Raw genomic sequence first — 23,928 nt, 5'->3', positions numbered from 1 at the left:
CAGCGGCCGCTCGGTGCCGCGTTCCGGAGATGCGGCATGGTCAATCTTTCGAAGGGTGACAAGGTCCAATGGGAAACCTCCCAGGGGCGGACGGAAGGCACCGTCACGCGCAAGGTGACGGGAACGTCGAAGGCCGGCGGCCATGTGGCGAAGGCGTCGCCGGATCACCCGCAATATGAGGTGAAGAGCGCCCGCACCGGCAAGACGGCAATCCATAAGGCCGAGGCCTTGAAGAAGACCCGTTAGCAGAGCCGCCGCTGGTGCCGTTGCCGGCCCCGTGCGGGCCGGTCAGCCTAGCCCCGGCCGCGCGCTGCTCTGCCTTGAACCCCGCACGGCACGGGCGGGCAGGCTGCGTATAATACTGGATATAAACACAGCATATCCTCAGCCATGGAACTGCTTACCAAGCTGGAAATTCTTGCGGATGCGGCCAAGTACGACGCGTCCTGCGCCAGCAGCGGCGCACCCAAAAGGGATAGCCGTGGCCTTGACGGGCTGGGGGCGAGCACTGGAGCCGGCATCTGCCACAGCTTCACGCCGGATGGGCGGTGCGTATCGCTGCTGAAAATCCTGCTGACCAATTTCTGCCAGTACGACTGCCAGTATTGCGTCAACCGCCGGTCCAGCAACGTGCCGCGCGCCCGCTTCGCGCCACGCGAAGTGGTCGACCTGACCATGGATTTCTACCGCCGCAACTATATCGACGGCCTGTTCCTGAGCTCCGGCATCATTCGCAGCGCGGACTACACCATGGAGCAGCTGGTGCACGTGGCGCGCTCGCTGCGCGAAGACCATCATTTCCGTGGCTACATCCACCTGAAGACGATACCCGATGCCGATCCCAAGCTGATCTCGCAAGCGGGCCGGTACGCCGATCGCCTGAGCGTCAACATCGAGCTGCCCACCGATGGCGGCCTGCAACGGCTGGCGCCGGAAAAGAGCGCCCATACGATCAAGCGCGCCATGGGCTCCATCCGCCTGGACCAGGAAAACGCGCAGGAAGAATCCAAGGGCGCCAAGCGGCCGCCGCGCCATGCGCCGGCGGGCCAGAGCACCCAGATGATCGTGGGCGCGGACGACGCCGACGATCGCACCATCCTGCAGACGGCGCAAACGCTGTACGGCTCCTACAAGCTGAAGCGCGTGTACTACTCCGCGTTCAGCCCCATACCGGACAGCCCCACCGCCCTGCCGGCGCAAGCGCCACCGCTGCTGCGCGAACACCGCCTGTACCAGGCCGACTTCCTGCTGCGCGGCTACGGATTCCGCGCGGAAGAATTGCTGCCCGCCGCGGGGGACCTGCCGTTGGACATCGATCCCAAGCTGGCCTGGGCCCTGGCGCACCGCGAATCCTTCCCGGTGGACATCAACCGCGCGCCGCAGCAGCTGATCGCGCGCGTGCCGGGCATAGGCATGCGCAATGCCAAGCGGCTGGCCGATCTGCGCCGGCTGCGGGCAGTGCGCTACCAGGACCTGGTGCGGCTGCGCTGCGCGATGGACAAGGTCAAGCCTTTCATCGTGGTGCAGGATTATCGGCCGGGCCTGGCCGAGCCGCCTTCCGAGCAATTGCGGCGTTCGCTCACGCAGGCGCCCCAGCAATTATCGTTGCTATGAAGGACGCTCCGCCGCCGACACTGACGGTACAGGACGGCTATGCAGGCTGGCGCAATCAGGCGCTGCGCGCGCTTGCCCGTGGTTGGCCGCCGGAAGCCGTAACGTGGGTAGAACAGCTGCCGTTGCCCGGCGGCGGCGGAGCCGAGCAGATGTCGCTTGACTACGCGGCGGGCGACGTCCACGCCGCGCCGGCCACGGCACAGGGTCCAGCGGACGCATCGGCCGCACCGGACACCCCGGCGGCCGGGACCGCGGCGCCCGCGGTACGCATTTCCAGAAGCCTCGCGACGCTGCTGCAGGACGCCGCGCTCTTTCGTTCGCCACGCCGGTGGGCCTTCCTTTACCGGGTACTGTGGCGCTGGCATCAGGGCGATCGCGCGGTGGAGTCAGCGGCGGACGAAGACGGCCAGCAACTGCACGCCATGGCCAAATCGGTGCGGCGCGCCAAGCACGACATGATCGCCTACGTGCGTTTCCATCAGGGCGAGCCGGGCGCGATGCCTGAGTACCGGTCGTGGTACGAACCCGACCACGACGTCCTGGCCTACGCCGCCGAGCACTTCGCGCGCCGCATGGGCAAATCGTCCTGGCTGATCGGCACCCCACAGGGCGCCGCGCTATGGGATGGCCAGGCGCTGCACCTGACCAACGCGCCGCCCGACGCCGACGCCATACGCGCGGGCGCCGCGCGCGACCAGGCCGAACCACTCTGGCTGGCCTACTACCGAAATATCTTCAATCCCGCGCGGCTGAACGAAAGCGCCTTGCATCGGCAGATGCCGGTGCGCTTCTGGAAAGGCCTGCCGGAAGGCCCCCTGATCCCCGGCATGATCGCCGAAGCGCGCAACGGCGCGCGCCGCGTGGCGCAGGCCAACACGGTGGGCGCCATGGGCGGCAAGCAGGTGGCCGTCGATGCGCGGCAAGCGCAGCCCGCCCGCCCGACGCCGACCACCCTGGACGAATGCCGTCGCTGCGAACTCTGGCGCCACGCCACGCAAGCCGTGGCGGGCGAAGGGCCCGCGGCCGCCCGCATCATGCTGGTGGGCGAACAACCGGGCGATCAGGAAGACCTTGCGGGCCGCGCTTTCGTCGGGCCGGCCGGACAGGTGTTGAACGAAGCCCTGCAACGCGCCGACGTGCCGCGCCAGGACCTTTTCCTGACCAATGCGGTGAAGCACTTCAAGTGGTTCCCGCGGGGCAAGCGGCGCATGCACAAAACTCCCGCCCAACAGGAAGTGGATGCCTGCGCGCACTGGCTGGAAGAAGAACTGGCGCGCGTGCGGCCGGCCGTTATCGTGACCCTGGGCGCCACCGCGCTTGGCGCGCTCCTGCATCGCAAGGTCAGCATGCGGGATTATCTGGACGCCCCCGTCAGGCTGGGCGACGCCTGGCTGGTCGCCACCTGGCATCCCTCCTATGCACTGCGGGTGGACAATGCGGCGGCGCGCGAAGAGATCGTCGCCGGCATCGCCCGCGCCATCACGCGCGCGCGCGATCTGTCGGCCGCCGCACAGCCCTAGGCCAGGGCCAGCGACTGTTGCTGGAAGGACGTCTTCAGCCGCTCGGTCAGGAAATCCAGCAATACACGCACGGCCGGCGTCATGCCATGGCGCGAAGGATAGATGCAATGCAGGATGCCGCTCTGCGATTGCCATTCCGGCAGCACCCGTACCAGGCGGCCCTGCCGGCGCTCCTCATGCGTAGCGGTGACCGGCAGAAGCGCGATGCCGCGTCCGCGCACGGCGGCCTCCACCAGCACGGTGAAGTCGTTGCACACCAGCACGGGCTTGATGGGCACGTCGACGCGGGACCCTTGCTCGTCCACCAGCGTCCAGCGTGGCGTTTCGCCCGGCGACGCAAAGTACAGCGCGGCGTGATCGCTCAACTCTTGCACGCTCGCGGGTTGGCCCCAGCGTTGCAGATAGGCGGGACTGGCCGCCAGCAGTCCCGAAGCCTGGCCCAGATGCCGCACGACGAAGTCGGCATCCGTGTTCAATCGCTCGCGTACGCGGATCGCCAGGTCCACCCCTTCGGCGATCAGGTCGACCGGGCGGTTGGTCACCATCAGTTCCACCCGGATTTCCGGCCAGGCGTCGAGAAATTCGGGCAGTATCGGGGCCACCATCCATTGCGCGATCGCCACCGGACAACTGACGCGCACCGGCCCCGAGGGCGCGGATTTCAAGTGCTGCATGGCGTCGTTCGCGGCACGCGCGGCCGCGGAAATCTCGCGGCAATACTGCAAGTAGCGTTCACCGGCCGCGCTCAGCCGCAAGCGACGGGTGCTGCGCTGGATCAGCCGCACGCCCAGACTCGCTTCCAGCTCCGCGATACGCCTGGACAAGCGCGATTTGGGAATATTCAGCGCCCGAGCCGCGGCGCTGAATCCGCCGAATTCGATCACCTGGGAGAAGTAATAGAGGTCGTTCAGATCCTGCATGCCCGCCGCCTATTGTCCTATTAATAGAACGAACCGTTCATCTTAACCCCCTTTTTGCGCCGAATGGTCTTGCGTAAAGTTTCCCCATCGCAGACAACCTTTTCGGGAAACCGCCATGAACATGCTCGTTATCCACTCCTCCATCCTGGGCAGCAACTCCAAGTCGCGCCAGGTCGCCGACCAGTTGGTCAGCCGGCTTGCCGAAGCTGATCCCGGAATGACCATCCGCACGCGCGACCTGGGCGCGCAGCCGCTGCCTTACGTGGATGCCGGGCATCTGGGCGCGCTGTTCACACCCGCCGACCAACGCTCGGCCGAACAGACCCAAAGGGCCACCCTGGCCGACGAACTGATTGCCGAGATCACCCAGGCCGACCGCGTGGTTATCGCCGCACCGGTCTACAACTTCAATGTTCCGGCCCAGTTGAAGACCTATATCGATTACATCGCCCGCGCCGGGGTCACCTTCAAATACGTCGACGGCAAGCCGCAAGGCCTGCTGACCGGCAAGAAGGTCTACGTGGTGACCGCGCGCGGCGGCAAGACCGTGGGCACGGAGCTGGACCAGGCGACCTCCTACCTGAAGATCGTCCTGGCTTTCCTGGGCATGGAAGACGTCACCTTCATCCACGCCGAAGGACTGAACATGGGCGAGGACGCCGCCGCCGCCGGGCTGGAAAGCGCCCGCGCGCAGATCGAGGCGCACGCCGGCGAACCTGCCCTCGCTTGAGCGAGGCGCCCGCACGGCGTCCTCGGATAACATGGCGGGCCGCCAAGCACTCAGGAAGAAACCATGCTTACAGCCATACAGCCCGGCCCCGTCTTCAAGGACAACCTGCAGCAGCTCCCACCCGTCACGGCGATCGCGCGCATCGATCTGATCGATGCCGACGGCAGGATCGCCGGGACCATCGAAAACCAGCCGGGCAAACAGGGATCGTTGGCCGTCTATCACTATCTGGCGCGCGCCTATGGCGCCCTGGACGCCAAAGCGGCGGAGCATGGCCTCGCGGTGTTCGCCGAGCATACCGCCGACGCGCGCAACCGTCCGGGCGCACATCCCAATGTGGATAGGCTGCTCGCCATCGTCGATGGCGGGGCCGCGCTGCGCATCGAAGTGATACCGGCTCAGCAATAGCGACCAGTGCAGGCCGGCGCAGGGAGCCGGCGGAACATGCGCACGACCATGGCCGGGATGGGCCGGCACACCGATTGCGGCCCGTAAGGCAAGGGGCGGCTTCCGCCCCGGCACTTACAGGAGTACGCCATGCTTCCCTATCCCGACCCGAACCGGGGTGCGCCCCGGCCTTCCAGGAAGGCCGATCTTTCCGACAGTCGCCCCGACATGGACCATCCGCCTGCGGCGGAAGCGCAGGATGCGCCGCTGTTCGACCGCGCCACCGCCGCGGCTGAGCAGGATGCGCGCGCCGGCGAACCCAACGCCACGCAAAACCCCACGCCGCCCGACACGGGCCGCCACAACAAGCGTGGCACGCTGCGCCGTTCGCCCGACGATGAAACGGCATGACCACATCGCAATGTGGCATAGGCATGACAGCACGGTTTCGACAGGAGAATCATCATGGCCCCGCAACAAGGCAGCAGTCCTCTCGCGCCCCACACCGTCGATCGCCTGAAGGAAGACCGGCACGACGTCCCGCGGGACGTACCGCCACGCGATGAGTACAACCCCAGCGACGGCCGCCTCGGCTCACGCGATACGGACGAGGAAAGCGAGGACGAAGAAGGCGATGCCGGCGACAAGGCCTGAAGCCGTGTCCCGTCGCGGCGGAGCTCAATTCGCCTGGATATGGGCGCCCTGGATGATGCGCGTCCAGCGCTCCGTTTCCTGCTCGGACTGCCGTGCGAGATCGACGCTGCTACCCGGAAACGGCAGCGCGCCCTGGTCCGACAGGTGAGCAATCATCGCCTTTTCCTTCGCGATACCGACGATCGCGTCCTGCAGCTTGCGTATCACTTCGGGATTGGTGCGGGCCGGCGCCATCACGCCGTACCAGGACTCGACGACGGCATCGTTGACGCCCGCCTCCGCCAGCGTGGGCACATCCGGCAACGCGGGACTGCGTTTGTCGCTGGCGACGGCCAACACGCGCAGTTGCCCTGCCTTGACGTAAGGCAGCACGTTGGGCAGATTGGCGAACAGTATCTGCACCTGGCCTGACAGCAGATCGGCCGTCGCCGGCCCCGCGCCGCGGTAAGGCACGTGCGCGAAACGCGCGCCCGAGCGCAGCATGAAAAGCTCGCCGGTCAAATGATTGACCGAGCCGATGCCCGCCGATGCCATGTTGAGCTTGTCCGGGTTCTGCCTGGCGTAGGCCACCAGTTCGGCCACGGTCCTCGCCGGTGTGTTGGCGGAAACGGCCAATACATTGGGTACGGTGGCGAACAGTGCGACGGGCGCAAAATCCTTGGCGGGGTCGTAAGGAAGATCCCTGGACAGCAAGGGCTGGATGGACTGCTGGCCCATGGTCGCGAGCAGAAGCGTGTACCCATCGGGCGCCGCCTTGGCGACGAAATTCGCGCCTATGCTGCCGCCCGCGCCGGGTTTGTTTTCCACGATGACGGGCTGCCCCAGCACTTCGGACAGGCGCGTGGCCAGCAGGCGTCCCATCAGGTTTACCGTCCCCCCGGGCGCGAATGGCACGACCAGCGTGACCGGCCTGGCGGGATAGGTCTGGGCGGCGGCGTTCATGCACAGGCCCAGCGCAACGGCGGCAGCCGCGATCAATTTCATCATTATCGTTCCCCTTGGAATGTTCCAATGTCAGTGTTTTTCGTGCAAGGACGCATTGCCGTCCTCGGACACCATCTGCCGGATGCGTTCGCGCAACAAGGCACGCGCGTCGTCGAGCCGCCGCGCCGTGGCATCGATGGCGCCGCCCTGCTCGGCCAGCGCCGCGCCCTGCTCTTCGATGCGTTGCAGGACAAGCGCGGGCGCGGGCGCGCCGTATGACAGCCGCGACGCCACGTTGCGCACCGGATCCAGGCACGCGCGAATATCCTCTTCGCGCAACGCGACCTCCAGGCCAAGTTGCTCGCGCGCGGCCGCGTCGATCATCGCGGACGTGATATCGCTGGCCGGAAGCTTGCGTTCCAGCGCGACGCGCACGACCGCCCCTATGATGTGATGCGCATCGCGGAACGACACGTTCGCCGTGCGCACCAGCAGGTCGGCCAAGTCGGTCACTGTGGAGAAGTCGCGCGCCACGCGGTCCGCCATGCGGTCGCGGTCGGGCGCGACCTGCTCCACCAGCAGGCGTATCAACTCGAGCGCCTTGAGTGCTTCTTCGCAGGCTTCCCAGCAGGTGCGCGTGCTCTCGCGGCTGCTATCGCCGGAATGGGTGAAATGAGTCGACTTGACGGTCGACAAAGCCGCGGTGGTCAGACCGATCAGGTGGCCCGTCTTGCCGCGCAGGTACTCCAGCACGGCGGGATTTTTCTTCTGCGGCATGATGCTGGACGTGCTGGCGATGCTGTCCGGAAAGGACAGATAGCCGAACTCGGGCGTGGACCAGATATAGAAATCCTGCACCATCCGGCTGCACGTCACCATCATGATGGACAGCGCGGCGCTCAGCTCCAGCGCGAAATCCCGCGACGCGACGCCGTCCAGCGCATTATCGAGCGGACGGCTGAAACCCAGCATCGCGCTGGTGGCGTGGCGATCGATGGCGAAGGACGTCCCCGCGAGCGCGCATGAACCCAGGGGCGACGCGTCGGCCCTGCCCAGCGCCAGCAGCACCCTGTCGATATCGCGCGACCAGGCATCCACCAGGGCCGACAGGTAGTACCCATAGGTGATGGGTTGCGCGGCCTGCATATGCGTGTATCCGGGCATCACGTAGTGCGCGTACTTGCGCGCCTGCGCAAGCGCCGCCTGCGCGACGCCGATCAGCGCCTGCCCTATGCGCAGCGCGAAATCGCGGGCGCGGATGCGGTCTATGGTCGCGCCGATATCGTTGCGGCTGCGCGCCGTATGCAGGCGCCCGCCCACGTCCTGTCCCACCAGCTTGATCAGGTGGGCTTCGTAGTTGAAATACGCTTCTTCCCGCGCCGCATCCAGCTCGACGGCGGCGGGGCCATCCTGCTGCATCTTCATCAAGGCGCGCGCCAGCGCCCCCGCCGTTTCATCGTCCAGGATGCGCCGCTCGTGCAACATCCACAGGTGGGCCTGGTTGATCTCGTTGAGCATCTCGAAATTCGCGAAGAACTCGCGGTTCAGGCGCGGCAGGAAGATGTGCTGGATGACCTCGCTGGCCAAGGGCTGTTTCAGGCGGCTGCTGACTTTGGATTCCATGTTGCTTGGCGTCGAAGCTGTGTGAGCGACTAGTCTCGGCCCCCGGCGCCGGATACGTCAAATTAGGTTTTCATAGCTATTCATACAAAAATGATATGCTGGGACAGGCTGGGGATCGGGGAATCGACGCATGAATTTCAAGCAGGTGGAAGCCTTTCGCGCAGTCATGATGACGCGCTCCATGACCACGGCGGCGGGCTTGCTGCACACGTCGCAACCCAACGTGAGCCGCTGGATCGCGCTCCTTGAAAAGACCCTGGGATTCGTGCTGTTCCAGCGCGTGGGCACCCGCCTGATTCCGACGCCGGAAGCGGAAGCCTTCTATTCCGACGTCGAAAGAGCCTTCATCGGGCTCGAATCGCTGAACGACAGCGCCAGCTCCATACGCCGGCGCGGGACGGGCATGCTGAGGGTGGGCGCGGTCGGTTCGATCACGCAATGCGTGATGCCCGACGCCATGCGGCTGTTCAGGCAGAAGTGTTCCGACATTCCGGTCGTCGTCAACACCGGGGGATCCGACGTCGTTGCCAAATGGGTGGCCACGGGCTACTGCGATATCGGATTCAGTTCCATCCATACCGATGTGCCCACCCTGAATTACGAGCGCATCAATATGGCCTACGGGGTGGGGATCGTCGCGAGCACGCACCGGCTGTCGCGCAAGAAGCTCCTGAAACCCGCCGACTTCAAGGACGAGGCCTTCATTTCCCTGCCCGCCGGCAGCTTCAATCGCGCGGCGATCGACCGCCACTTTCCCGACGATGCGCGGATACTTTCCATCGAAACGCCTTATGCCACCACCATCTGTACGATGGTCGCGAAGGGGCTGGGAGTGTCCATCGTCAACCCTATCGTGTCGCGGGCGCTGCGCGATTCGGGACTACGGGAAATCGCGTTCTCGGAGCAGGTGCAATTCCCCAGCTACGCCGTCACCTCGCACCAGTTTCCGGTCAATGTGCTGGCCCGCCGCATGGCGGAATGCGTACGCGAGGTCTTCAGCGAACTCAATGGGCCCGGCGGCATCAGGCGCCCAGGCATATCGCGCCGGCCGCCACGACCGAACACGCGATCCAGCGCTGGACGCTGACGGTCTCGCCCAGGAAGGTCCGGCCGATCAGCAGCGCGAACACGACGCTGGTTTCGCGCAGGGCCGATACGGCACCCATCTCACCCCACTGCATGGCCCAGATGACGATGCCGTAGGCGCCTATGGAAACCAATCCGCCCGCGATGGATGACCACACGGCGGCGGGCGCCGCGCGCGCGGGCGCCAACAACGCGCGCACGCCCCTGCTGGCGATGAACAGCAAGGGCGTCAGCCAATAGAACAGGAACATCCAGGCGATGTACGGTATGGCCTGGCCGTTCGACAGGCGCACGCCCATGCCATCGACGACGGTATAGATGGCGATCAGCGCGCCGGTGCCCAAGGCGGCCAGCAGCCCCAGGCGCGCGCCCCTGCCCACGAACGCCCGACGGTGCAGCGCCAGGGCGATGATCCCGCCCGACACCAGGGCGATGCCCAGCAGGCGCAGCGGCCCCAGCTCCTCGTGCGCAAAGATCGCGGCGCCCAGCGTGACCAGCAAGGGAGAAGAGCCGCGCGCGATCGGGTAGGCCTGCGTCAGGTCGCCGCGGCGATAGGAATGGACGAGGCTGGCGTTGTACACCACATGCGTCAGGCCGGACGCGGCAATGTACGGCCAGGAGGCCGGGTCGGGCAGGGGCAGGCATGCGACGGCGACGGTGGACACCGCCGCGATCGCGATACTCATCCAGGCCATGGACAACAGGCGGTCGCGATTGCCATGCAGCATGGCGTTCCAGCTGGCGTGCAGCAGCGCGGCAAGCAGGACGACGCCGCCCGTGTAGCCGAACATCATTGGGTTTGCGCTCAGGTAAAAAAGGTGAAATAACGAAGATAACTATCTTGTGATACTCCGGCAAACGATATAAATTGCCCTTTCACGTTAGTTTCTCTTAACCGAATGGCCCGATCCCTGCCTCCTCTCCACGCCCTACGCGTCTTCGAGGCCGCCGGCCGCCTGGGCAGCTTCAAGGCCGCCGCGGAGGAATTGCACGTCACGCAGGGCGCGGTCAGCCAGCAGATCCGGATGCTGGAAAGCTGGCTGCAGGCGGCCTTGTTCGAGCGGCACAACCGCCGCATCACGCTCACGCCCGCCGCCCAGGCCTACCTGGCGAAGATAGGCCCGCTGTTCCGGCAACTTGCCCAGGCGACGACCGACTTTGGCCTGCCGGAGGTCCAGCCCCGCACGCTGTCCGTGAATGCCTCCGCGACCTTCACGCTGCGCTGGCTGGTGCCCAGGCTCGCTGCCTTCCGCGCCGCGCACCCTGGCGTGGACGTCAGAATAGAGACGTCGAACGAGCCCGTCGAAGCCCTCCGCGATGGCTACGACGTCATCATCCGCGGCGGTCCGGACACCTTCTACGGCTATGTGATGCGGCCCTTCCTGGCCGAGGAAAGAGTGCCGGTCTGCAGTCCGGCGCTGTTGCGCGCGCTGCCGCTGGGTGTCCCGCGCGACCTGCGCCGGCACACCTTGCTCCATACCTCCAGCCTGCCGCGCCTGTGGCCGGACTGGCTGGCGCGCGCGAAACTCGCGGCATTGCAGCCGGCCGCGGCCCTGACCTTCGATCACTTTTACCTGACCCTGCAGGCGGCCGTCGACGGCGTGGGTATCGCCATGGGGCCCGTCACGCTGGTGGCGGACGATCTCGCGGCCGGCCGCCTGGTCGCGCCATTCGACACGCCGCGGCTGCCCTCGCGAAGCTATTGCAGCTATATCCCCGAAGCCAGGGCGGAAGACGACCTGGTCCTGCGCTTCCGCGCCTGGCTGGAAGCCGAAGGCGCCGGCCGCTGACGCACCGTTGATGTGCCACGCACGACCACGGTGCCTGGGCGCGCCGCGTTCCGGTGCATTTCGAGGGGCTGGCCTGTCGTGATATCCGCCGCCTCATAGAGGGGAGGAAATTGGCACAGGCTTTGCTTTGATCTTGTACACAAGTTTGGATATCTCTTGAGACAAGGTCGCCATGCCAGCTCCTGAACCTGTCACTCCCGTCGCGTCCGCACCGGGGTCCGCGTCGCCCGATCACGCCTGGATCCGCCGGTTCGAGCCCGCTCAGGCCGGCGCCGCCGAGAGCCCATTGTCGGGGCTGCGCTTCGCCGTGAAGGACAACATCGACGTCGGCGGCCAGCCTACCACCGCCGCCTGCCCCGAATTCGCCTATGTCCCGGCCACCCATGCCGCCGTGGTCGAGCGACTGCTGCAGGCCGGCGCCGTACTGGCCGGCAAGACCAACCTGGACCAGTTCGCCTGCGGACTGAATGGCACCCGCTCACCCTACGGCGCGGTGCCCAACGCTTTCGATCCGGCTTATGTCAGCGGCGGCTCCAGCTCGGGCTCGGCCTACGTGGTGGCCGCCGGCGAAATGGACTTCGCGCTCGGCACGGACACCGCGGGCTCCGGCCGGGTGCCGGCGGGACTGAACAACATCGTGGGGCTCAAGCCCAGCCGCGGCCTGATTCCCGCCCATGGCGTATTCCCGGCGGCGCAAAGCGTGGACTGCGTTTCCATCCTGGCGCGCACGGTAGCCACGGCGGTCAAGGTGCTGGAGGCCGCCGCCGGCCCCGATCCGCGCGATCCCTACTCCCGGAATCTGGCGATGCGGACCACGCCGCTGCCCGCCCGTCCGCGCGTCGGCGTGCCGGCGCAACTGGAGTTCTTCGGCGACACCCTGTCCGAGCGGGCCTGGCAGGATGCGATGAAGCAGGTGCAGGATCTGGGCGGGACACTCGTTCCCGTCGACTACGCGCCGCTGGCCGAGGCGGCGGCCATGTTGTACGACAGCGCCCTGGTCGCCGAACGCTATGAAGCGGTCAGGGAGTTCTTCGACGCGCATGAGGATGCCGTCATTCAGCCCGTGCGCGACATCATCGCGGCGGGACGCGGCTACAGCGCGGCCGACCTGTATCGCGCGCAGCATCGCCTGCAGGCGCTGGCCCGGCAGGCCGACGCGATGTGGGCGGATATAGACCTGTTCTGCGTGCCCACCGCGCCGACCCACTGCACCATCGCCGCGATGCTGGCCGAACCGGTCGCCCGCAACCGCGAGCTGGGCTACTACACGAACTTCGTCAACCTGCTCGACTACGCGGCCCTGGCGATCCCCACCGGCATGCGCACGGATGGCCTGCCCTTCGGCATCACGCTGATCGGCCCCGCGGGCAGCGATTGGCAACTCGCCGATCTGGGACAGCGCCTGCATCACGCCACGGGACTGCCGCAGGGGGCGACGACCCAGCCCTTGCCGGCGCCACAGCCCATCGCCGCGCTGCAGCCCACGCCGGCCACGCATCTGCGTATCGCCGTCGTCGGCGCGCATCTGACGGGCATGCCGCTGAACGGGCAATTGATCGAACGCGGCGCCACCCTGGCCGAGACGACCCGCACCGCGCCCCACTACCGCCTCTACGCCCTGCGGGGCACGGTCCCCCCCAAGCCTGGCCTGCGCCGCGTGGCGAGCGACGGCGTCGCCATCGAGGTCGAAGTCTGGAACGTGCCCTTGCCGACGGTGGGCAGCTTCCTGGCATTGATTCCATCGCCTCTGGGTCTGGGCAGCCTGGAACTGGCGGACGGCCGTTGGGTGCATGGCTTCATCTGCGAAGACCATGCCTACGGCGATGCCCAGGATGTCAGCACATACGGCGGCTGGCGCGCGTACGTGGCGTCGCGCGCGCAGCCGCCGGCCTGACGGCCGCCTCATTCCTTTATCGACCACGAACTCAACAAGGGGAATTCCATGCGCTACCCACAGTCCAAGCCCGTCCTTGCAACGGTAGACGGCCACCGCCGCCGCCTGTTGCGCAGCGGCGCCGCAGTCGCCGGCATGCTGGCCATGCCGGCCATCGTACGCGCGCAATCGACACCCAGGATCCGCATCGGCTTCTGGCCCGTCGCGGCAGGCCTGCCGTTCTTCGCCGCGGTGGAGCAAGGCTATTTCAAGGCCGCCGGCCTGGATGTCGAGGCGCTGAAGTTCGCCGGCGCCCAGCAGGTGATGGAAGCGATGCTTTCGGGCCGCTGCGACGGCAGCGCCAATGGCACCGGGTCGGCCAACCTTGCCATCGGGGAGATCGCGCAGCCGGGCCTGTTCAAGATCTTCTGCACCAACCCCAGCAACGCCCGCAACGTGCTGGAAGAGTTCCTGGTGGCGAAGGACAGCGGCATCAAATCGGCGGCCGAATTCAAGGGCAAGAAGATCGCATCGGGCCCGGGCATCCAGAACGTGACGCTGGCCAAGACAATGTTGGAGCGTGCGGGCGCCACCGGCGCGACGGTCGTCGAGCTGCCCATCGGCCAGCACGTCGCCGCCGTCGCGACGGGACAGGTGGACGGCTGCTACACGCTGGAACCCACCGGCACGGTGGGCCGCCTGAACGGCACCACGCGGGTGCTGGAAGCCGGCGTGGTCGCCCACTACATCCTGGGCGACCCCATGGCGCCCTGGCATGGCGGCGCCGCCAGCCTGACCACGGACTTCATCCAGAAGCACCCCGACATGGCGAAGCAGTTCATCGCGGCCTACCGGCGCGGCGTCGAGTTCGTGCGCAAGCAGCCCGCCGATGCGCGCCAGTACATGAAGGGCTATACCGCCATCGAAGGCCCGCTGACCACCGAAGTGCCGTTGGCGGCGTACATGATGTACGACGAATTCCAAGCCAGCGACGTGCAGTACTTCCAGAAGTTCTATGACCTGTTCACCGAGAAGAATATCTTCTCGAAGAAGGTGGACGTGGCGCCTTTGATCTACAAGGGGTAAGCAATGGACGAGGCTACTTCAACACCGGGCGCTTCGGTGCCGCCGGCCGCATCCGCGGTACCGGCGGCGACGTGGTCGCCTCCCGCGTCGGCCGACGCGGCGCCGCGCACGCCGCTGCGCGAACGCCTGCTGCCCTTCGTGGGGCCGATCGTGCTGTTCATCATCTGGGACCTGGTGGTGCGGGCCGGCCTCATCAAGCCGATCCTGCTGCCCAGCCCCGCCGATACGCTGGTGGCGCTGGCTACCGGGCTGGCCGGCGGGCCCTTGCTGACGGATTTCCTGGTGACCGTCAGCCGCACCCTGCAGGCCTTCCTGATCGCGGCGGTCATCGGCATGCCCCTGGGCGTGCTGCTCGGCAGCAACGAGCGCGCCTACCGCACCGTCGAGTTCCTGGTCGACTTCTTCCGCTCCACGCCCTCTTCCGCGCTGATCCCGCTGTTCCTGCTGATTTTCGGCGTGTCGGACATCAACAAGGTCGCGATCGCCGCCTTCGGCGCCTTCCTGATCGTCGTGTTCAACAGCGCCTACGGCGTCATCAACGCCCGCAAGCAGCGGGTGATGGCGGCTCGCGTCATGGGCGCGTCGCGCTGGCGCATCTTCAAGGACGTGCTGATCTGGGAAAGCCTGCAGCCCAGCTTCGTCGGGCTGCGCTCCGCGGTGTCCATGGCCCTGGTCATCGTCATCGTTGCCGAGATGTTCATCGGCTCGGAAAACGGCCTGGGCCACGCCATCATCGACGCCCAGCAGGTGCTGAACGTCAAGACCATGTACGCGGCCATCCTGAGCGCGGGCGCGCTGGGCTATGTGCTGAACATACTGTTCCTGCTGCTGGAACGCCGCGTGGTCCATTGGAGCGGAAGGTAGAACGCCATGAGCACCGTCCTGAACATACCCGCCTATGCCGACGTGCCGCCGCCGCGTTTCCAGCCCGGCCCGGCCGGCACGCACATCACCATCCGCGGCCTGACCAAGTATTTCGCCGGCTGGCCGCTGTACGAAAACTTCGACCTGGACATACCCAAGAGCAAGATCGTCTCGGTGTTCGGCCCCAACGGGTGCGGCAAGAGCACGTTGATCAACATGATCGCCGGCCTGATTCCGGTGGATCGCGGTGAAATCCTGTTCGATGGCAAATCGCTGCGCGATACGCGCATCGGCTACGTCTTCCAGAACTACCGCGAGGCGCTCTTTCCCTGGATGCGCACCATAGACAACATCGCCTACCCCTTGCTGCTGGAAGGCAAGAGCAAGGCGGACGTCGATCGGCGCATGGAAGAGCTGATCGAATCCTTCGACGTCAAGTTCGACCTGAAACGCTATCCCTACGAACTGTCGGGCGGGCAGCAGCAGACGGCGTCCATCATGCGCGCGCTCGCGCCGCGTCCGGAAGTGCTGTTCCTGGACGAGCCGTTTTCCGCGCTGGACTTCGAGATGACGCTGTTCATCCGCGAAAAGCTGCAGGAGGTATTCATGCAGACCGGCACCACCATGCTGCTGGTGTCGCACGATCTCGAAGAGGCCGTCTACCTGGCCGACCAGATCCTGCTGCTGACCAAGCGGCCCACGCGGGTCGCGGAAATCCTCGATTACGCCGACGCCCGGCCGCGTACGGTGGAAACGCTGTCGCAACCCAGCTTCGTCGCCGCCAAGAAAGAAAGCCTGGAAATATTTCAACGCGAGGTACGCCGATGATCCCGCCGACCCACCCCGAAGACACCGCGCTGGCCTATGTGCAAGCCAGCGCCGCGCTGCTGGACCTGCCGCTGGACGCGGCCCAGGCGGCCCGTGTGGCCGTCTACCTGGCGCGCACGGCGGATATGGCGCGCGTGCTGGAAGATGCCCCCCTGGAAGTCGCCGACGAGCCGGTCGCCTTGTTCTGCCCGGCGCCGTTCCCGGAGGTACAGCCATGACGGCCGCGCAGCCGAACGCCATGCCCGACGGCGTCGCCGGCCTGCGGGCCATCGCCCGTGGCGACGCCACGGCGCGCGAATGGCTGGAACGCAGCCTGGCGCGCATCGATGCCACCGATGGCGCCGTCAATGCCTTCACCGCGCGCACCCTGGCGCGGGCGCGTGCCGACGCCGACAGGGTGGACGCCATGCGCGCCGCCGGCCAGGCCTTGCCGCCGCTGGCGGGCCTGCCCTACGCCGTCAAGAACCTGTTCGATATCGAAGGCGTCGTGACCCTGGCGGGCTCCAAGGTCAATCGCGGCCACGCCGCGGCCACCGCGGACGCCGTACTCGTGCAACGCTTGCGGGCGGCCGGCGCGGTGCTGCTCGGCGCGCTGAACATGGACGAGTACGCCTACGGCTTCACCACCGAAAACACGCACTACGGTCCCACCCGCAACCCGCATGACCGGTCGCGCATCGCCGGCGGATCGTCGGGCGGCTCGGGCGCGGCCGTCGCCGCCGGGCAGGTCCCCGTGTCCCTGGGATCGGATACCAACGGGTCGATACGCGTACCGGCGTCGCTGTGCGGCGTCTGGGGCCTGAAGCCGACCTTCGGCCGGCTGTCGCGGCGCGGCACCTTCCCCTTCGTGCACAGCATCGACCACCTGGGCCCTTTCGCGGATTCCGCCGCATTGCTGGCGCGCGTCTACGACACCTTGCAGTATCCCGACAGCCAGGATCCCGGCTGCCATGCGCGGGCTGTCCAGCCGGTGTATCCGGCACTAGGCTCGGGCACGCAAGGCCTGCGCATCGGCGTGCTGGGCGGCTACTTCGACACCAACGCTACCGCGCCCGCGCGCGCCGTGGTAAGCGCGGCGGCGTCGGTGCTCGGCGCGACCCGCACGGTGGAATGGCCCGACGCGCAGATGGCGCGCATCGCGGCATTCATCATCACGGCGTCGGAGGGCGGCAGCCTGCATCTGCCGGCCTTGCGCCGCCACGCGGCGGACTTCGAACCGCTGTCGGTGGACCGCTTCATCGCCGGGGCGCTGCAGCCCGCGCACTGGGTGGCTCGCGCGCATCGCTTCCGCCGCCTGTATCGGGAACGCGTGCTGGGCCTGTTCCAGGATTGGGACCTGCTGCTGGCCCCGGCCACGCCGGTGGCCGCCCCGGCGATCGGCACCGAGTGGCTGGACATCAACGGCACTACTCATCCATGCCGGCCGGCCATGGGGCTGCTGACCCAGCCGATCTCGTTCGCGGGATGCCCGGTGGCGGTGGCCCCCATGTGGCCGGACGGCACACAAGGCATGCCGATCGGTGTACAACTCATCGCGGCGCCATGGCGCGAAGACATCGCGCTGCGCGCCGCCGTGGCGCTCGAACAGGCCGGCGCCGCCGGTATCCGCCACCCGCATTTCGACGAAGGACTCTGATGGACATCAATCTGCCGGACGTGCTGGCCGAAGTTCAAACGCAATTCGCCCGCTACGAAAAAGCCCTGACGGGCAACGACGTCGCGGTGCTGGACGAACTGTTCTGGGACAGTCCGCACACCCTGCGCTACGGCGCGACCGAAAACCTGTACGGCTACGACGAGATCCGCGAGTTCCGCGCCGCGCGGCCTGCGCAGGGGCTGGAGCGCGAGGTGCTGCGCACCGTCATCACCACGTATGGCCGGGATTTCGCGACCGCGAATATCGAATTCCACCGTGTGGGTGCGTCGCGCGTCGGGCGCCAGAGCCAGACCTGGGTGCGCACGCCGGATGGCTGGCGCGTGGTGTCCGCCCACGTCAGCCTGATGGCCTGAACACGCCGGATGAATGTGAACAGCATCGATCACGCAACGTCCAAGGCGCCGCGCCTGACGCGCGCCGAAGACGTCTACCAGTTGCTGAAGCGGGATATCGCCGAGTTCCGGCTGGTGCCGGGCGACCGCTTCACGGAAGGCGAGATCAGCGAACGGCTCGGGGTATCCCGCACGCCCGTCCGCCAGGCCTTGTTCCGCCTGCAGCAGGAAGGCTATGTGGAGGTGCTGTTCCGCAGCGGCTGGCGCGTGCTGCCGTTCGACTTCGACCAGTTCGAACAGCTATACGACCTGCGCCAGGTGCTGGAATCCGAAGCGGTCAGAAGGCTGTGCACCGGCGCGCCGCACATCGACCGGCAGCTGCTGGACGATCTGGCCGATATCTGGCTGGTCGCGCCCGAAGCACGCAGCACCGACATGGCGCAGGTCGGCGTGTGGGACGAAGCCTTTCACTGCACGCTGGTGCAGGCGGCCGGCAACGCGGAAATCGCCCGCGTGCACCGCGAAGTCACCGACCGCATACGCATCATCCGCCGCCTGGATTTCACCAAGCGGCCGCGGGTCGACGCGACCTACGACGAGCACGCGCGCATCCTGCGCGCGGTGATGGCGCAACGCGCCGACGAAGCCTGCCGCCTGCTGTCGGCGCACATCGCCGCCAGCCAGGCGGAGGTGCGGAAGATAACGCTGCACGAGATCCACCTGGCGCGCCAGGCGCACGCGACGGGCTGAGCGAGCCGTGCCGAGCGCGTGCCGGGCCGAACGCGCCGGGGGCAACGCAGGGGACCAAGCGCGGCGGATCAGCGCGGCGCCGGCGTCGATGGGCGGCTACCTGGCCTGTGCGGACAGCCACTTGAGGATGTAGTCCGCCACCGCCAGGTTGTTCTTGTCCTGCATCATCATGTGCGAGTTGCCATGTATGCCTACGCTGGGCAGCGTGACCAGTTTCGCCTTGCCCCCCGGCTGCTGGTTGATCCGGTCCACGACGGCCTGGCGGCCGCGCATCCTGACCGCGCCCGTGATCGCCTGGGCGTCCAGGTGATCGCCGAACAGCTCCAGATCGGGGATGCCCTTGTAGGCGGCCACCTGGGCGTCGGTGGGCACGATGTACTGCGCGCCCTCGATGTTCACCACGGCGCGCACCAGCTTGGGACGCAGGCCGACGAGTATGTCGGCGTAGGGGCCGGACAGGGAATGGACCAGCACGATGGACGGCCCGATCCTGTCGAGCAGCGCGGCCAGCGCCGCGGGCGCGGTCTTGGCGCCGCCGCCGGTCAGCGTTGCTTCCGAATTGGGTACGCCCTGGGCGGCGAAGGCGTCGATGGCCGCGACCGGGAACTGCGTGTCGGGGAACGGCGTGCCGAACTGGGGGCCGAAGCGGAAATTGGTCCAGGCGAATTCGCCCGTGGCGCTGAACAGCCCGGACGGCAGAATGGCGGGGTCCTTCTTTTCCTTGGCCTCGTTGATGGACGTCGCGTCGAAGCCCGCGCGGCCACGGCCCGGCGTGTCCACCACATAGACCGGAAAACCCTTGCGCGCGAAGTAGGTCGCCCAGCCTTCGCGGCCATCCGGCGTGGTCTCGTATTCGGCGCCGGTGAGCCCGCCGCCGGGCACCAGCACGATGGGCGTCTTCCGGGCATGCTCGGGAATGACGTAGCTGACGTACATCTGGTCGACCGCGATCTTGCCGTTGGGTACCCGGCCAGCCGGGAAAGACCCCGGATACTGCGTCTCGATGATGCGGCCACCCACGAAGAAGCTGCCCATATCGGCAATCCGCAGGGGCCCGCCCATGCCCGCGGCGAACGCCGCGTCGACCGTGCACAGCGCCAAGGCGCAGGTGCCCACCAACAGGGAAAATCGTCTGTTCATAGCGTCGTCTCGTTCGTTCTAATAATTGGAATCAACGCCATCGCGATGCGGCGCGCGAACAGAGTACGCCAGGGAAGCTGACAACTTGCCGAAGCTTTACAGGGGACGCCAGGCGAGCGCCCGCCCGGCTCTAGACGTAGCAGGGCCCTTCGATCAGCGGGTGGGCGGCGATGAAGGTTGCGTCCAGGCGCAGGCCTATGCCGACGCCGTCGAGCGCCTGGACGCAGCCGTCGGCGTCCAGCACATAGGGCGGACGGTCGGTCATGTCGTCGCGGAAGGGGTTGTAGGGGGTCAGGTCGGCTTCGAAGTAGCCGGGGTTATCGATCGCGCACAGGAAGCTGATCGACGTCGCCATGTTGATCGCGGTGGCGGACGTGTGCGGATTGATGCTGGTGCGGCGCGCGCCGGCCAGGGCGGCGATCTTCAGGGATTCGGTGATGCCGCCGGTCTTGGACAGATCCGGCTGCGCGAAGCCGATGGACTCGGACGCCAGCAGCGGATCGAACTCGAAGCGCGTGTAATGGTTTTCGCCCGCCGCCAGCGGCGTGCGGCCCAGGCGGGCGGCGCGGACGTACAAGGCCAGGTCGGCCGCGGGAAAAGGTTCTTCCAGCCAGCCGACGTTCAATTCGTCATAGGCCGGCAACACCCGCCTGACGTCGTCCAGCGTGTAGCTGGTATTCGCGTCGACCAGGATATCGATATCGTCGCCCAACGCCGCGCGCACCGCCGCCACCCTGGCGATGTCGCGGGCGACCGTATCCCCGACACGCAGCTTGACCGCGCGATAGCCCTGCTCCACATAGCGCCTGGCCTCATCGGCCAGCGATTCGGGCGGCTGGTAACCCAGCGAGATGCCACCGGCATACGCCTTGATCGAGCGGTTCCTGCCCCCCAGCAGCGTATGCAGCGGCAACTGCGTCACCTGGCATCGTATGTCCCACAGCGCCAGGTCCAGGCCGCTGAGCGCCAGGGCCGCCGCGGTGCCCATCCCATGGCTGCCGATCTGCATCTTGTGGACGCGCGCCCACACGCCCGAGACGTCCATCGCGTCCATGCCCAGCACCAGTTCGCGCATCGTCGTATCGATCAGCCTGGCGATGGCGCCCGGGCAGCGCCCATGATGCGCTTCGCCCCAGCCTACCAGCCCGTCGTCGGTATCCACGCGCACCAGCACCGCATCGCGCTTGACGCTGCGGCCTATGCCCAGGGTCACGGACTTGTCGGGAGGAACGGGAACGGAGATCGGATACGCGCGTATGTCTCGGATTTTCATGATGCCTGTTCGTATATCTGCGGATTCACCAGGTTGGCGTAACGTTCGCCGCGCAGCAGGCGCAGCACCTCGTCCACGGTGCCGCGGCTCATGCGCGTCATGCTGGATCGCGTGATGCCGGCGACGTGCGGCGTCAGCAGCAGGCGGGGCAGCGCCTGCGGATAGAGGTCTTCCGGGATCGGCTGCACGTCATGGACGTCCAGCGCCGCGCCGCCCAGGCGGCCGTTCTCCAGGGCTTGCAGCAAGGCCGCCGTGTCGACCACCGGCCCGCGCGACACATTGATCAGCACGGCGTCCGGCTTCATCGCGGCCAGCGTCGTGGCATCCACCATGCCGCGCGTCTCGGGCGTCAGCGGACAGGCCAGCACCACCACGTCCGCCTGCGCGAACAGGTCCGCCTTGCTGGCAGGATCCACGCCGGCGGGCAGGCTTTCCGGTCGCCGCGTCAGGCCGATCACCTTCATGCCCAAGGCAAGCGCGACCTTTGCCAGGGCGCTTCCTATGGTGCCCACGCCTACGATGCCCAGCGTGCGCTCGTGCAGTTCCAGGGTGCGGTCGGCCTGCGCGCGCCTGTCGCTCCAGTCGGAAGCATCGCGCAGCGCCAGCGCCTGCATACTCCGGTACAGGTCGAACATCGCGTTCACGCAATACTCCACCACCGACGCGGTATTCGAGCCCGGCATGTTGGCCACGGGAATCTTCAGCGCATTGGCCTGCCGCATCGGGATCAGGTCGACGCCGACACCATGGCGCACCACGCCCTTCAGCCGCGTCTGGTGGTCGAAGATATCCTCGGGCAGCCTGGAGCGGACCACCAGCACGTCGGCGTCCGCGATCAGTCCGCGCAAGGTGTCGGCACGCGCGTCCGGCGCGACCACCACCCGGGCATGCCGCGCCAGGCGCGCATGTTCGTCCGCCTGGATGGGGTCGGTCAACAGGACGACGGGCAGGTCCAAGGCCATAGTTCTACAACTCCACGACAGGATTGCTGAGTTCGCCCAGGCCGTCGATGCGTATCGTCACGCGCTGGCCATGCCGCAGCCACGCGGGCGGCGCGTGGTTGGCGGCCACGCCGGCAGGCGTGCCGGTGGCGATGACGTCGCCCGGATCCAGCGGCATGCGTTCCGATGCGTACTCGACCAGGCGGTCGATGCGGAACAGCATGCGCGACGTGCTGGACGATTGCAGCGAGACGCCATCGACGTCCAGTTCGACGGATAGATCGTGCGGATCGTCCACGTCGTCGGCGGAGACGATCCACGGACCGAGCGGACCCGTGGTCGGCTGGTTCTTGCCGCGGACGAAGCCGCAATCCTCGCGAACCATATTGCTGTAGCTGACGTCGTTGAAGATGGCATACCCGCATATATGCGCCGTGGCATCGTCGCGGTCGATCTTCAGCGCCGGCTTGCCGATGATGGCCGCCAGTTCCGCTTCGTAGGTCACCTGGTTGCCCGGCGCCAGCCTGACGGGCGCATCCGGCCCCACCACAGTCCGGCGCGACTTGACGAAGATGATGGGTTCTTCGGGCACGGGCCGGTTGCCGACCGCCAGCGCGTCCAGGTAATTGAAGGCGGCGCCGACGATCTTGCCGGGATTCGGCAAGGGCGCCAGCAGCCGCACGTCCGCCAGGGACAGCAGGCACGCCGGCGCGGGCGACAGCGGCTTCAAGGCCAGGGACAATTCGACCAGGCCATGCGCTATCCAGGCCATCATGGACGGCTCCAGCGCGCGCAGCGGCGCCGGGCGGTCCGGATGCGCCCCGTCGATCAGGGCTGCCGCCTGGCCGCCGGCGGCACCGGAATCAAGCAGCACGCCGGCCCGCACGCGGCCTTGGTGCTCGAAGGTAATGAAGCGCATGACGATCAGCCTCTATTCTGTCAGTCGGCGGACGCGCCGGAAGTCTGCACCAGATCCTTCCACAGGACCGCTTCACGATCCAGGAAGGCCTTGAACTCAGCGGGCGTGCTGCCCACCGCTTCCGACCCCTGGTTCTCGATGGCCTTGCGCATTTCCGGGCTGCGCGTGACTTCGACGATATGCCTGGCCAGGATCTCGACGACCGCCGGCGGCGTCTTGGCCGGCACGAACACCGCGTTCCAGGTGGCGATATCGAAGCCGGGCAGCGTGTTGGCGATAGGCGGCACGTCCGGGACCTGGGGCGCCGCCTTGGCGGTCGTGATGCCCAGCGCCTTGACCTTGCCACTGCGAATGAAGGTCAGCGCGTCGATCAAGGGTGCAAACATGACCTGGATATTGCCGCCGATCAGATCGGACATGGCCGGCGCCGCGCCCTTGTAGGGCACGTGCGTCATCTCCACCTTGGCCATCTTGGCGAACATCACGCCGCCCAGGTGCTGCGACGTGCCCGGACCGCCGGAACCGTAGTTCAACTGGCCCGGCTTCTGCTTGGCCAGCTTGATCAGTCCGGCGACGTCGTCGACCGGCAGGCTGTTGTTGGCGACCAGCACCAGCGGCGTATTGGCGATCTGCGATACGGCGGTGAAGTCCTTCATGATGTCGAAGGGCAGCTTCTTGAACAGCGTGATGTTGGCGATCGACGTGCTGGTCCCCATGAACAGGGTGTAGCCGTCCGGCGCGGACCGCGCCACATAGTCGCCGGCGATGTTGCCGCTGGCGCCGGGCTTGTTTTCCACCACCACGGGCTGGCCCATGGCCTTGGTCAGGCCCTGCGCCAGGATGCGCGCCACGATATCGGTGCTGCCGCCCGCGGAGAACGGCACCACGATGTTGATGTTGTGGTCAGGGTAGGCCGCGCCGGCGCTCGTCGCGCACAGCGTCAAGGCGGTCGCCAGTCCTGCCAGCATGCTTCTTGTCATAATTTTCATGTCTTCCTCCTGTTTCCTCTTGGCGGTG

The 23,928-nt window shown here is 67.0% G+C and carries 26 protein-coding genes; 17 read left to right on the top strand and 9 right to left on the bottom strand.

Annotated elements, in window-relative coordinates; translation table 11 throughout:
* Positions 1-36 precede the first annotated feature (36 nt).
* The 3 genes from CAL12_RS04205 to CAL12_RS04195 all read left to right on the top strand — a co-directional run bounded on the left by CAL12_RS04205 (position 37) and on the right by CAL12_RS04195 (position 3,134).
* Positions 37-246: a DUF2945 domain-containing protein gene (locus CAL12_RS04205; RefSeq protein ID WP_086063336.1), complete on the top strand. Its 210-nt coding sequence runs from the start codon at positions 37-39 to the stop codon at positions 244-246.
* 144 nt (positions 247-390) lie between these two features.
* Complete coding sequence (locus tag CAL12_RS04200) at positions 391-1,614, top strand: putative DNA modification/repair radical SAM protein (protein ID WP_086063335.1); 1,224 nt, start codon at positions 391-393, stop codon at positions 1,612-1,614.
* A complete protein-coding gene (locus CAL12_RS04195) occupies positions 1,611-3,134 on the top strand; it encodes a UdgX family uracil-DNA binding protein (protein ID WP_086063334.1) in 1,524 nt (507 codons plus the stop codon). Before CAL12_RS04200 ends, CAL12_RS04195 begins: the two co-directional genes overlap by 4 nt.
* On the opposite strand, the gene CAL12_RS04190 is transcribed toward CAL12_RS04195, so the two are convergent.
* Positions 3,131-4,054, bottom strand: coding sequence for a LysR family transcriptional regulator (locus tag CAL12_RS04190; protein WP_086063333.1), 924 nt, complete (start codon positions 4,052-4,054; stop codon positions 3,131-3,133). The genes CAL12_RS04195 and CAL12_RS04190 overlap by 4 nt on opposite strands.
* A gap of 115 nt (positions 4,055-4,169) precedes the next feature.
* Here CAL12_RS04190 and CAL12_RS04185 point away from each other — a divergent pair, with 115 nt between their 5' ends.
* From CAL12_RS04185 to CAL12_RS04170, 4 genes are all read left to right on the top strand, one after another.
* The gene (locus CAL12_RS04185) at positions 4,170-4,784 is read left to right on the top strand and encodes an FMN-dependent NADH-azoreductase (protein ID WP_086063332.1); all 615 of its coding nucleotides are present in this window, start codon (positions 4,170-4,172) and stop codon (positions 4,782-4,784) included.
* Between the two features lie 63 nt (positions 4,785-4,847).
* Positions 4,848-5,192, top strand: coding sequence for a DUF2322 family protein (locus tag CAL12_RS04180; RefSeq protein ID WP_086063331.1), 345 nt, complete (start codon positions 4,848-4,850; stop codon positions 5,190-5,192).
* Positions 5,193-5,321: 129 nt separating this feature from the next.
* Complete coding sequence (locus CAL12_RS04175) at positions 5,322-5,582, top strand: hypothetical protein (RefSeq protein ID WP_086063330.1); 261 nt, start codon at positions 5,322-5,324, stop codon at positions 5,580-5,582.
* Positions 5,583-5,636: 54 nt separating this feature from the next.
* Positions 5,637-5,825 carry a hypothetical protein gene (locus CAL12_RS04170; protein WP_086063329.1) on the top strand — a complete coding sequence of 63 codons (189 nt, stop codon included), beginning with the start codon at positions 5,637-5,639 and terminating at the stop codon, positions 5,823-5,825.
* A gap of 24 nt (positions 5,826-5,849) precedes the next feature.
* Here the strand turns inward: CAL12_RS04170 and CAL12_RS04165 are convergent, their stop codons facing one another.
* Together CAL12_RS04165 and argH are read right to left on the bottom strand one after the other, a co-directional pair.
* Positions 5,850-6,812, bottom strand: a complete 963-nt coding sequence (locus tag CAL12_RS04165) for a Bug family tripartite tricarboxylate transporter substrate binding protein (protein ID WP_086063328.1) — start codon at positions 6,810-6,812, stop codon at positions 5,850-5,852.
* A gap of 27 nt (positions 6,813-6,839) precedes the next feature.
* Positions 6,840-8,372, bottom strand: coding sequence for an argininosuccinate lyase (gene argH / locus CAL12_RS04160; RefSeq protein ID WP_086063327.1), 1,533 nt, complete (start codon positions 8,370-8,372; stop codon positions 6,840-6,842).
* A 130-nt stretch (positions 8,373-8,502) separates the two neighbouring features.
* On the opposite strand from argH, the gene CAL12_RS04155 reads away from it, so the two are divergent.
* Positions 8,503-9,459 (top strand): LysR substrate-binding domain-containing protein, encoded by a 957-nt coding sequence (locus tag CAL12_RS04155; protein WP_086063326.1) that lies wholly within the window; start codon positions 8,503-8,505, stop codon positions 9,457-9,459.
* On the opposite strand, the gene CAL12_RS04150 is transcribed toward CAL12_RS04155, so the two are convergent.
* The gene (locus tag CAL12_RS04150; protein ID WP_086067672.1) at positions 9,395-10,249 is read right to left on the bottom strand and encodes a DMT family transporter; all 855 of its coding nucleotides are present in this window, start codon (positions 10,247-10,249) and stop codon (positions 9,395-9,397) included. The two genes, CAL12_RS04155 and CAL12_RS04150, sit on opposite strands and share 65 nt — an antisense overlap.
* A gap of 108 nt (positions 10,250-10,357) precedes the next feature.
* Between CAL12_RS04150 and gcvA the strand changes: the two genes are divergently transcribed.
* The 9 genes from gcvA to CAL12_RS04105 all read left to right on the top strand — a co-directional run bounded on the left by gcvA (position 10,358) and on the right by CAL12_RS04105 (position 18,638).
* Positions 10,358-11,248, top strand: coding sequence for a transcriptional regulator GcvA (gcvA, locus tag CAL12_RS04145; RefSeq protein WP_086063325.1), 891 nt, complete (start codon positions 10,358-10,360; stop codon positions 11,246-11,248).
* Positions 11,249-11,420: 172 nt separating this feature from the next.
* Positions 11,421-13,142 carry an allophanate hydrolase gene (gene atzF, locus CAL12_RS04140; protein WP_086063324.1) on the top strand — a complete coding sequence of 574 codons (1,722 nt, stop codon included), beginning with the start codon at positions 11,421-11,423 and terminating at the stop codon, positions 13,140-13,142.
* Between the two features lie 48 nt (positions 13,143-13,190).
* Entirely contained in the window at positions 13,191-14,207 is a 1,017-nt protein-coding gene (locus tag CAL12_RS04135; RefSeq protein ID WP_086063323.1) for an ABC transporter substrate-binding protein, read from the top strand.
* A 3-nt stretch (positions 14,208-14,210) separates the two neighbouring features.
* Positions 14,211-15,071, top strand: a complete 861-nt coding sequence (locus CAL12_RS04130; RefSeq protein ID WP_086063322.1) for an ABC transporter permease — start codon at positions 14,211-14,213, stop codon at positions 15,069-15,071.
* A gap of 6 nt (positions 15,072-15,077) precedes the next feature.
* Positions 15,078-15,899 carry an ABC transporter ATP-binding protein gene (locus CAL12_RS04125; protein ID WP_086063321.1) on the top strand — a complete coding sequence of 274 codons (822 nt, stop codon included), beginning with the start codon at positions 15,078-15,080 and terminating at the stop codon, positions 15,897-15,899.
* Positions 15,896-16,117, top strand: coding sequence for an AtzG-like protein (locus CAL12_RS04120; protein ID WP_086063320.1), 222 nt, complete (start codon positions 15,896-15,898; stop codon positions 16,115-16,117). The genes CAL12_RS04125 and CAL12_RS04120 overlap by 4 nt, the downstream gene beginning before the upstream one ends.
* Positions 16,114-17,535: an AtzE family amidohydrolase gene (locus CAL12_RS04115; RefSeq protein ID WP_232464700.1), complete on the top strand. Its 1,422-nt coding sequence runs from the start codon at positions 16,114-16,116 to the stop codon at positions 17,533-17,535. Before CAL12_RS04120 ends, CAL12_RS04115 begins: the two co-directional genes overlap by 4 nt.
* Entirely contained in the window at positions 17,535-17,909 is a 375-nt protein-coding gene (gene hpxZ, locus CAL12_RS04110; protein ID WP_086063319.1) for an oxalurate catabolism protein HpxZ, read from the top strand. Before CAL12_RS04115 ends, hpxZ begins: the two co-directional genes overlap by 1 nt.
* 9 nt (positions 17,910-17,918) lie before the next feature.
* Positions 17,919-18,638, top strand: a complete 720-nt coding sequence (locus tag CAL12_RS04105; protein ID WP_086063318.1) for a GntR family transcriptional regulator — start codon at positions 17,919-17,921, stop codon at positions 18,636-18,638.
* 96 nt (positions 18,639-18,734) lie between these two features.
* Here the strand turns inward: CAL12_RS04105 and CAL12_RS04100 are convergent, their stop codons facing one another.
* The 5 genes from CAL12_RS04100 to CAL12_RS04080 all read right to left on the bottom strand — a co-directional run bounded on the left by CAL12_RS04100 (position 18,735) and on the right by CAL12_RS04080 (position 23,900).
* Positions 18,735-19,778 (bottom strand): lysophospholipase, encoded by a 1,044-nt coding sequence (locus CAL12_RS04100; protein WP_086063317.1) that lies wholly within the window; start codon positions 19,776-19,778, stop codon positions 18,735-18,737.
* A 130-nt stretch (positions 19,779-19,908) separates the two neighbouring features.
* Positions 19,909-21,051: a mandelate racemase/muconate lactonizing enzyme family protein gene (locus CAL12_RS04095; RefSeq protein ID WP_086063316.1), complete on the bottom strand. Its 1,143-nt coding sequence runs from the start codon at positions 21,049-21,051 to the stop codon at positions 19,909-19,911.
* Entirely contained in the window at positions 21,048-22,013 is a 966-nt protein-coding gene (locus CAL12_RS04090; RefSeq protein ID WP_086063315.1) for an NAD(P)-dependent oxidoreductase, read from the bottom strand. Before CAL12_RS04090 ends, CAL12_RS04095 begins: the two co-directional genes overlap by 4 nt.
* Positions 22,014-22,017: 4 nt before the next feature.
* A complete protein-coding gene (locus CAL12_RS04085) occupies positions 22,018-22,911 on the bottom strand; it encodes a fumarylacetoacetate hydrolase family protein (protein ID WP_157792882.1) in 894 nt (297 codons plus the stop codon).
* 20 nt (positions 22,912-22,931) lie between these two features.
* Positions 22,932-23,900, bottom strand: coding sequence for a Bug family tripartite tricarboxylate transporter substrate binding protein (locus CAL12_RS04080; protein WP_086063314.1), 969 nt, complete (start codon positions 23,898-23,900; stop codon positions 22,932-22,934).
* Positions 23,901-23,928 lie beyond the last annotated feature (28 nt).

This window comes from Bordetella genomosp. 8 (assembly GCF_002119685.1).
Taxonomy (GTDB): domain Bacteria; phylum Pseudomonadota; class Gammaproteobacteria; order Burkholderiales; family Burkholderiaceae_B; genus Bordetella_C.
The sequence above is the reverse complement of the archived record's forward strand: the minus strand, read 5'-3'. Positions and strand labels throughout refer to the sequence as shown.

What these genes read in the sequence shown, in the direction of transcription:
- CAL12_RS04205 (WP_086063336.1), top strand. Translation starts at nt 37, where the DNA reads ATGGTCAATCTTTCGAAGGGTGACAAGGTCCAATGGGAAACCTCCCAG.
- CAL12_RS04200 (WP_086063335.1), top strand. Translation starts at nt 391, where the DNA reads ATGGAACTGCTTACCAAGCTGGAAATTCTTGCGGATGCGGCCAAGTAC.
- CAL12_RS04195 (WP_086063334.1), top strand. Translation starts at nt 1,611, where the DNA reads ATGAAGGACGCTCCGCCGCCGACACTGACGGTACAGGACGGCTATGCA.
- CAL12_RS04190 (WP_086063333.1), bottom strand. Translation starts at nt 4,054, where the DNA reads ATGCAGGATCTGAACGACCTCTATTACTTCTCCCAGGTGATCGAATTC.
- CAL12_RS04185 (WP_086063332.1), top strand. Translation starts at nt 4,170, where the DNA reads ATGAACATGCTCGTTATCCACTCCTCCATCCTGGGCAGCAACTCCAAG.
- CAL12_RS04180 (WP_086063331.1), top strand. Translation starts at nt 4,848, where the DNA reads ATGCTTACAGCCATACAGCCCGGCCCCGTCTTCAAGGACAACCTGCAG.
- CAL12_RS04175 (WP_086063330.1), top strand. Translation starts at nt 5,322, where the DNA reads ATGCTTCCCTATCCCGACCCGAACCGGGGTGCGCCCCGGCCTTCCAGG.
- CAL12_RS04170 (WP_086063329.1), top strand. Translation starts at nt 5,637, where the DNA reads ATGGCCCCGCAACAAGGCAGCAGTCCTCTCGCGCCCCACACCGTCGAT.
- CAL12_RS04165 (WP_086063328.1), bottom strand. Translation starts at nt 6,812, where the DNA reads ATGATGAAATTGATCGCGGCTGCCGCCGTTGCGCTGGGCCTGTGCATG.
- argH (WP_086063327.1), bottom strand. Translation starts at nt 8,372, where the DNA reads ATGGAATCCAAAGTCAGCAGCCGCCTGAAACAGCCCTTGGCCAGCGAG.
- CAL12_RS04155 (WP_086063326.1), top strand. Translation starts at nt 8,503, where the DNA reads ATGAATTTCAAGCAGGTGGAAGCCTTTCGCGCAGTCATGATGACGCGC.
- CAL12_RS04150 (WP_086067672.1), bottom strand. Translation starts at nt 10,249, where the DNA reads ATGTTCGGCTACACGGGCGGCGTCGTCCTGCTTGCCGCGCTGCTGCAC.
- gcvA (WP_086063325.1), top strand. Translation starts at nt 10,358, where the DNA reads ATGGCCCGATCCCTGCCTCCTCTCCACGCCCTACGCGTCTTCGAGGCC.
- atzF (WP_086063324.1), top strand. Translation starts at nt 11,421, where the DNA reads ATGCCAGCTCCTGAACCTGTCACTCCCGTCGCGTCCGCACCGGGGTCC.
- CAL12_RS04135 (WP_086063323.1), top strand. Translation starts at nt 13,191, where the DNA reads ATGCGCTACCCACAGTCCAAGCCCGTCCTTGCAACGGTAGACGGCCAC.
- CAL12_RS04130 (WP_086063322.1), top strand. Translation starts at nt 14,211, where the DNA reads ATGGACGAGGCTACTTCAACACCGGGCGCTTCGGTGCCGCCGGCCGCA.
- CAL12_RS04125 (WP_086063321.1), top strand. Translation starts at nt 15,078, where the DNA reads ATGAGCACCGTCCTGAACATACCCGCCTATGCCGACGTGCCGCCGCCG.
- CAL12_RS04120 (WP_086063320.1), top strand. Translation starts at nt 15,896, where the DNA reads ATGATCCCGCCGACCCACCCCGAAGACACCGCGCTGGCCTATGTGCAA.
- CAL12_RS04115 (WP_232464700.1), top strand. Translation starts at nt 16,114, where the DNA reads ATGACGGCCGCGCAGCCGAACGCCATGCCCGACGGCGTCGCCGGCCTG.
- hpxZ (WP_086063319.1), top strand. Translation starts at nt 17,535, where the DNA reads ATGGACATCAATCTGCCGGACGTGCTGGCCGAAGTTCAAACGCAATTC.
- CAL12_RS04105 (WP_086063318.1), top strand. Translation starts at nt 17,919, where the DNA reads ATGAATGTGAACAGCATCGATCACGCAACGTCCAAGGCGCCGCGCCTG.
- CAL12_RS04100 (WP_086063317.1), bottom strand. Translation starts at nt 19,778, where the DNA reads ATGAACAGACGATTTTCCCTGTTGGTGGGCACCTGCGCCTTGGCGCTG.
- CAL12_RS04095 (WP_086063316.1), bottom strand. Translation starts at nt 21,051, where the DNA reads ATGAAAATCCGAGACATACGCGCGTATCCGATCTCCGTTCCCGTTCCT.
- CAL12_RS04090 (WP_086063315.1), bottom strand. Translation starts at nt 22,013, where the DNA reads ATGGCCTTGGACCTGCCCGTCGTCCTGTTGACCGACCCCATCCAGGCG.
- CAL12_RS04085 (WP_157792882.1), bottom strand. Translation starts at nt 22,911, where the DNA reads ATGCGCTTCATTACCTTCGAGCACCAAGGCCGCGTGCGGGCCGGCGTG.
- CAL12_RS04080 (WP_086063314.1), bottom strand. Translation starts at nt 23,900, where the DNA reads ATGAAAATTATGACAAGAAGCATGCTGGCAGGACTGGCGACCGCCTTG.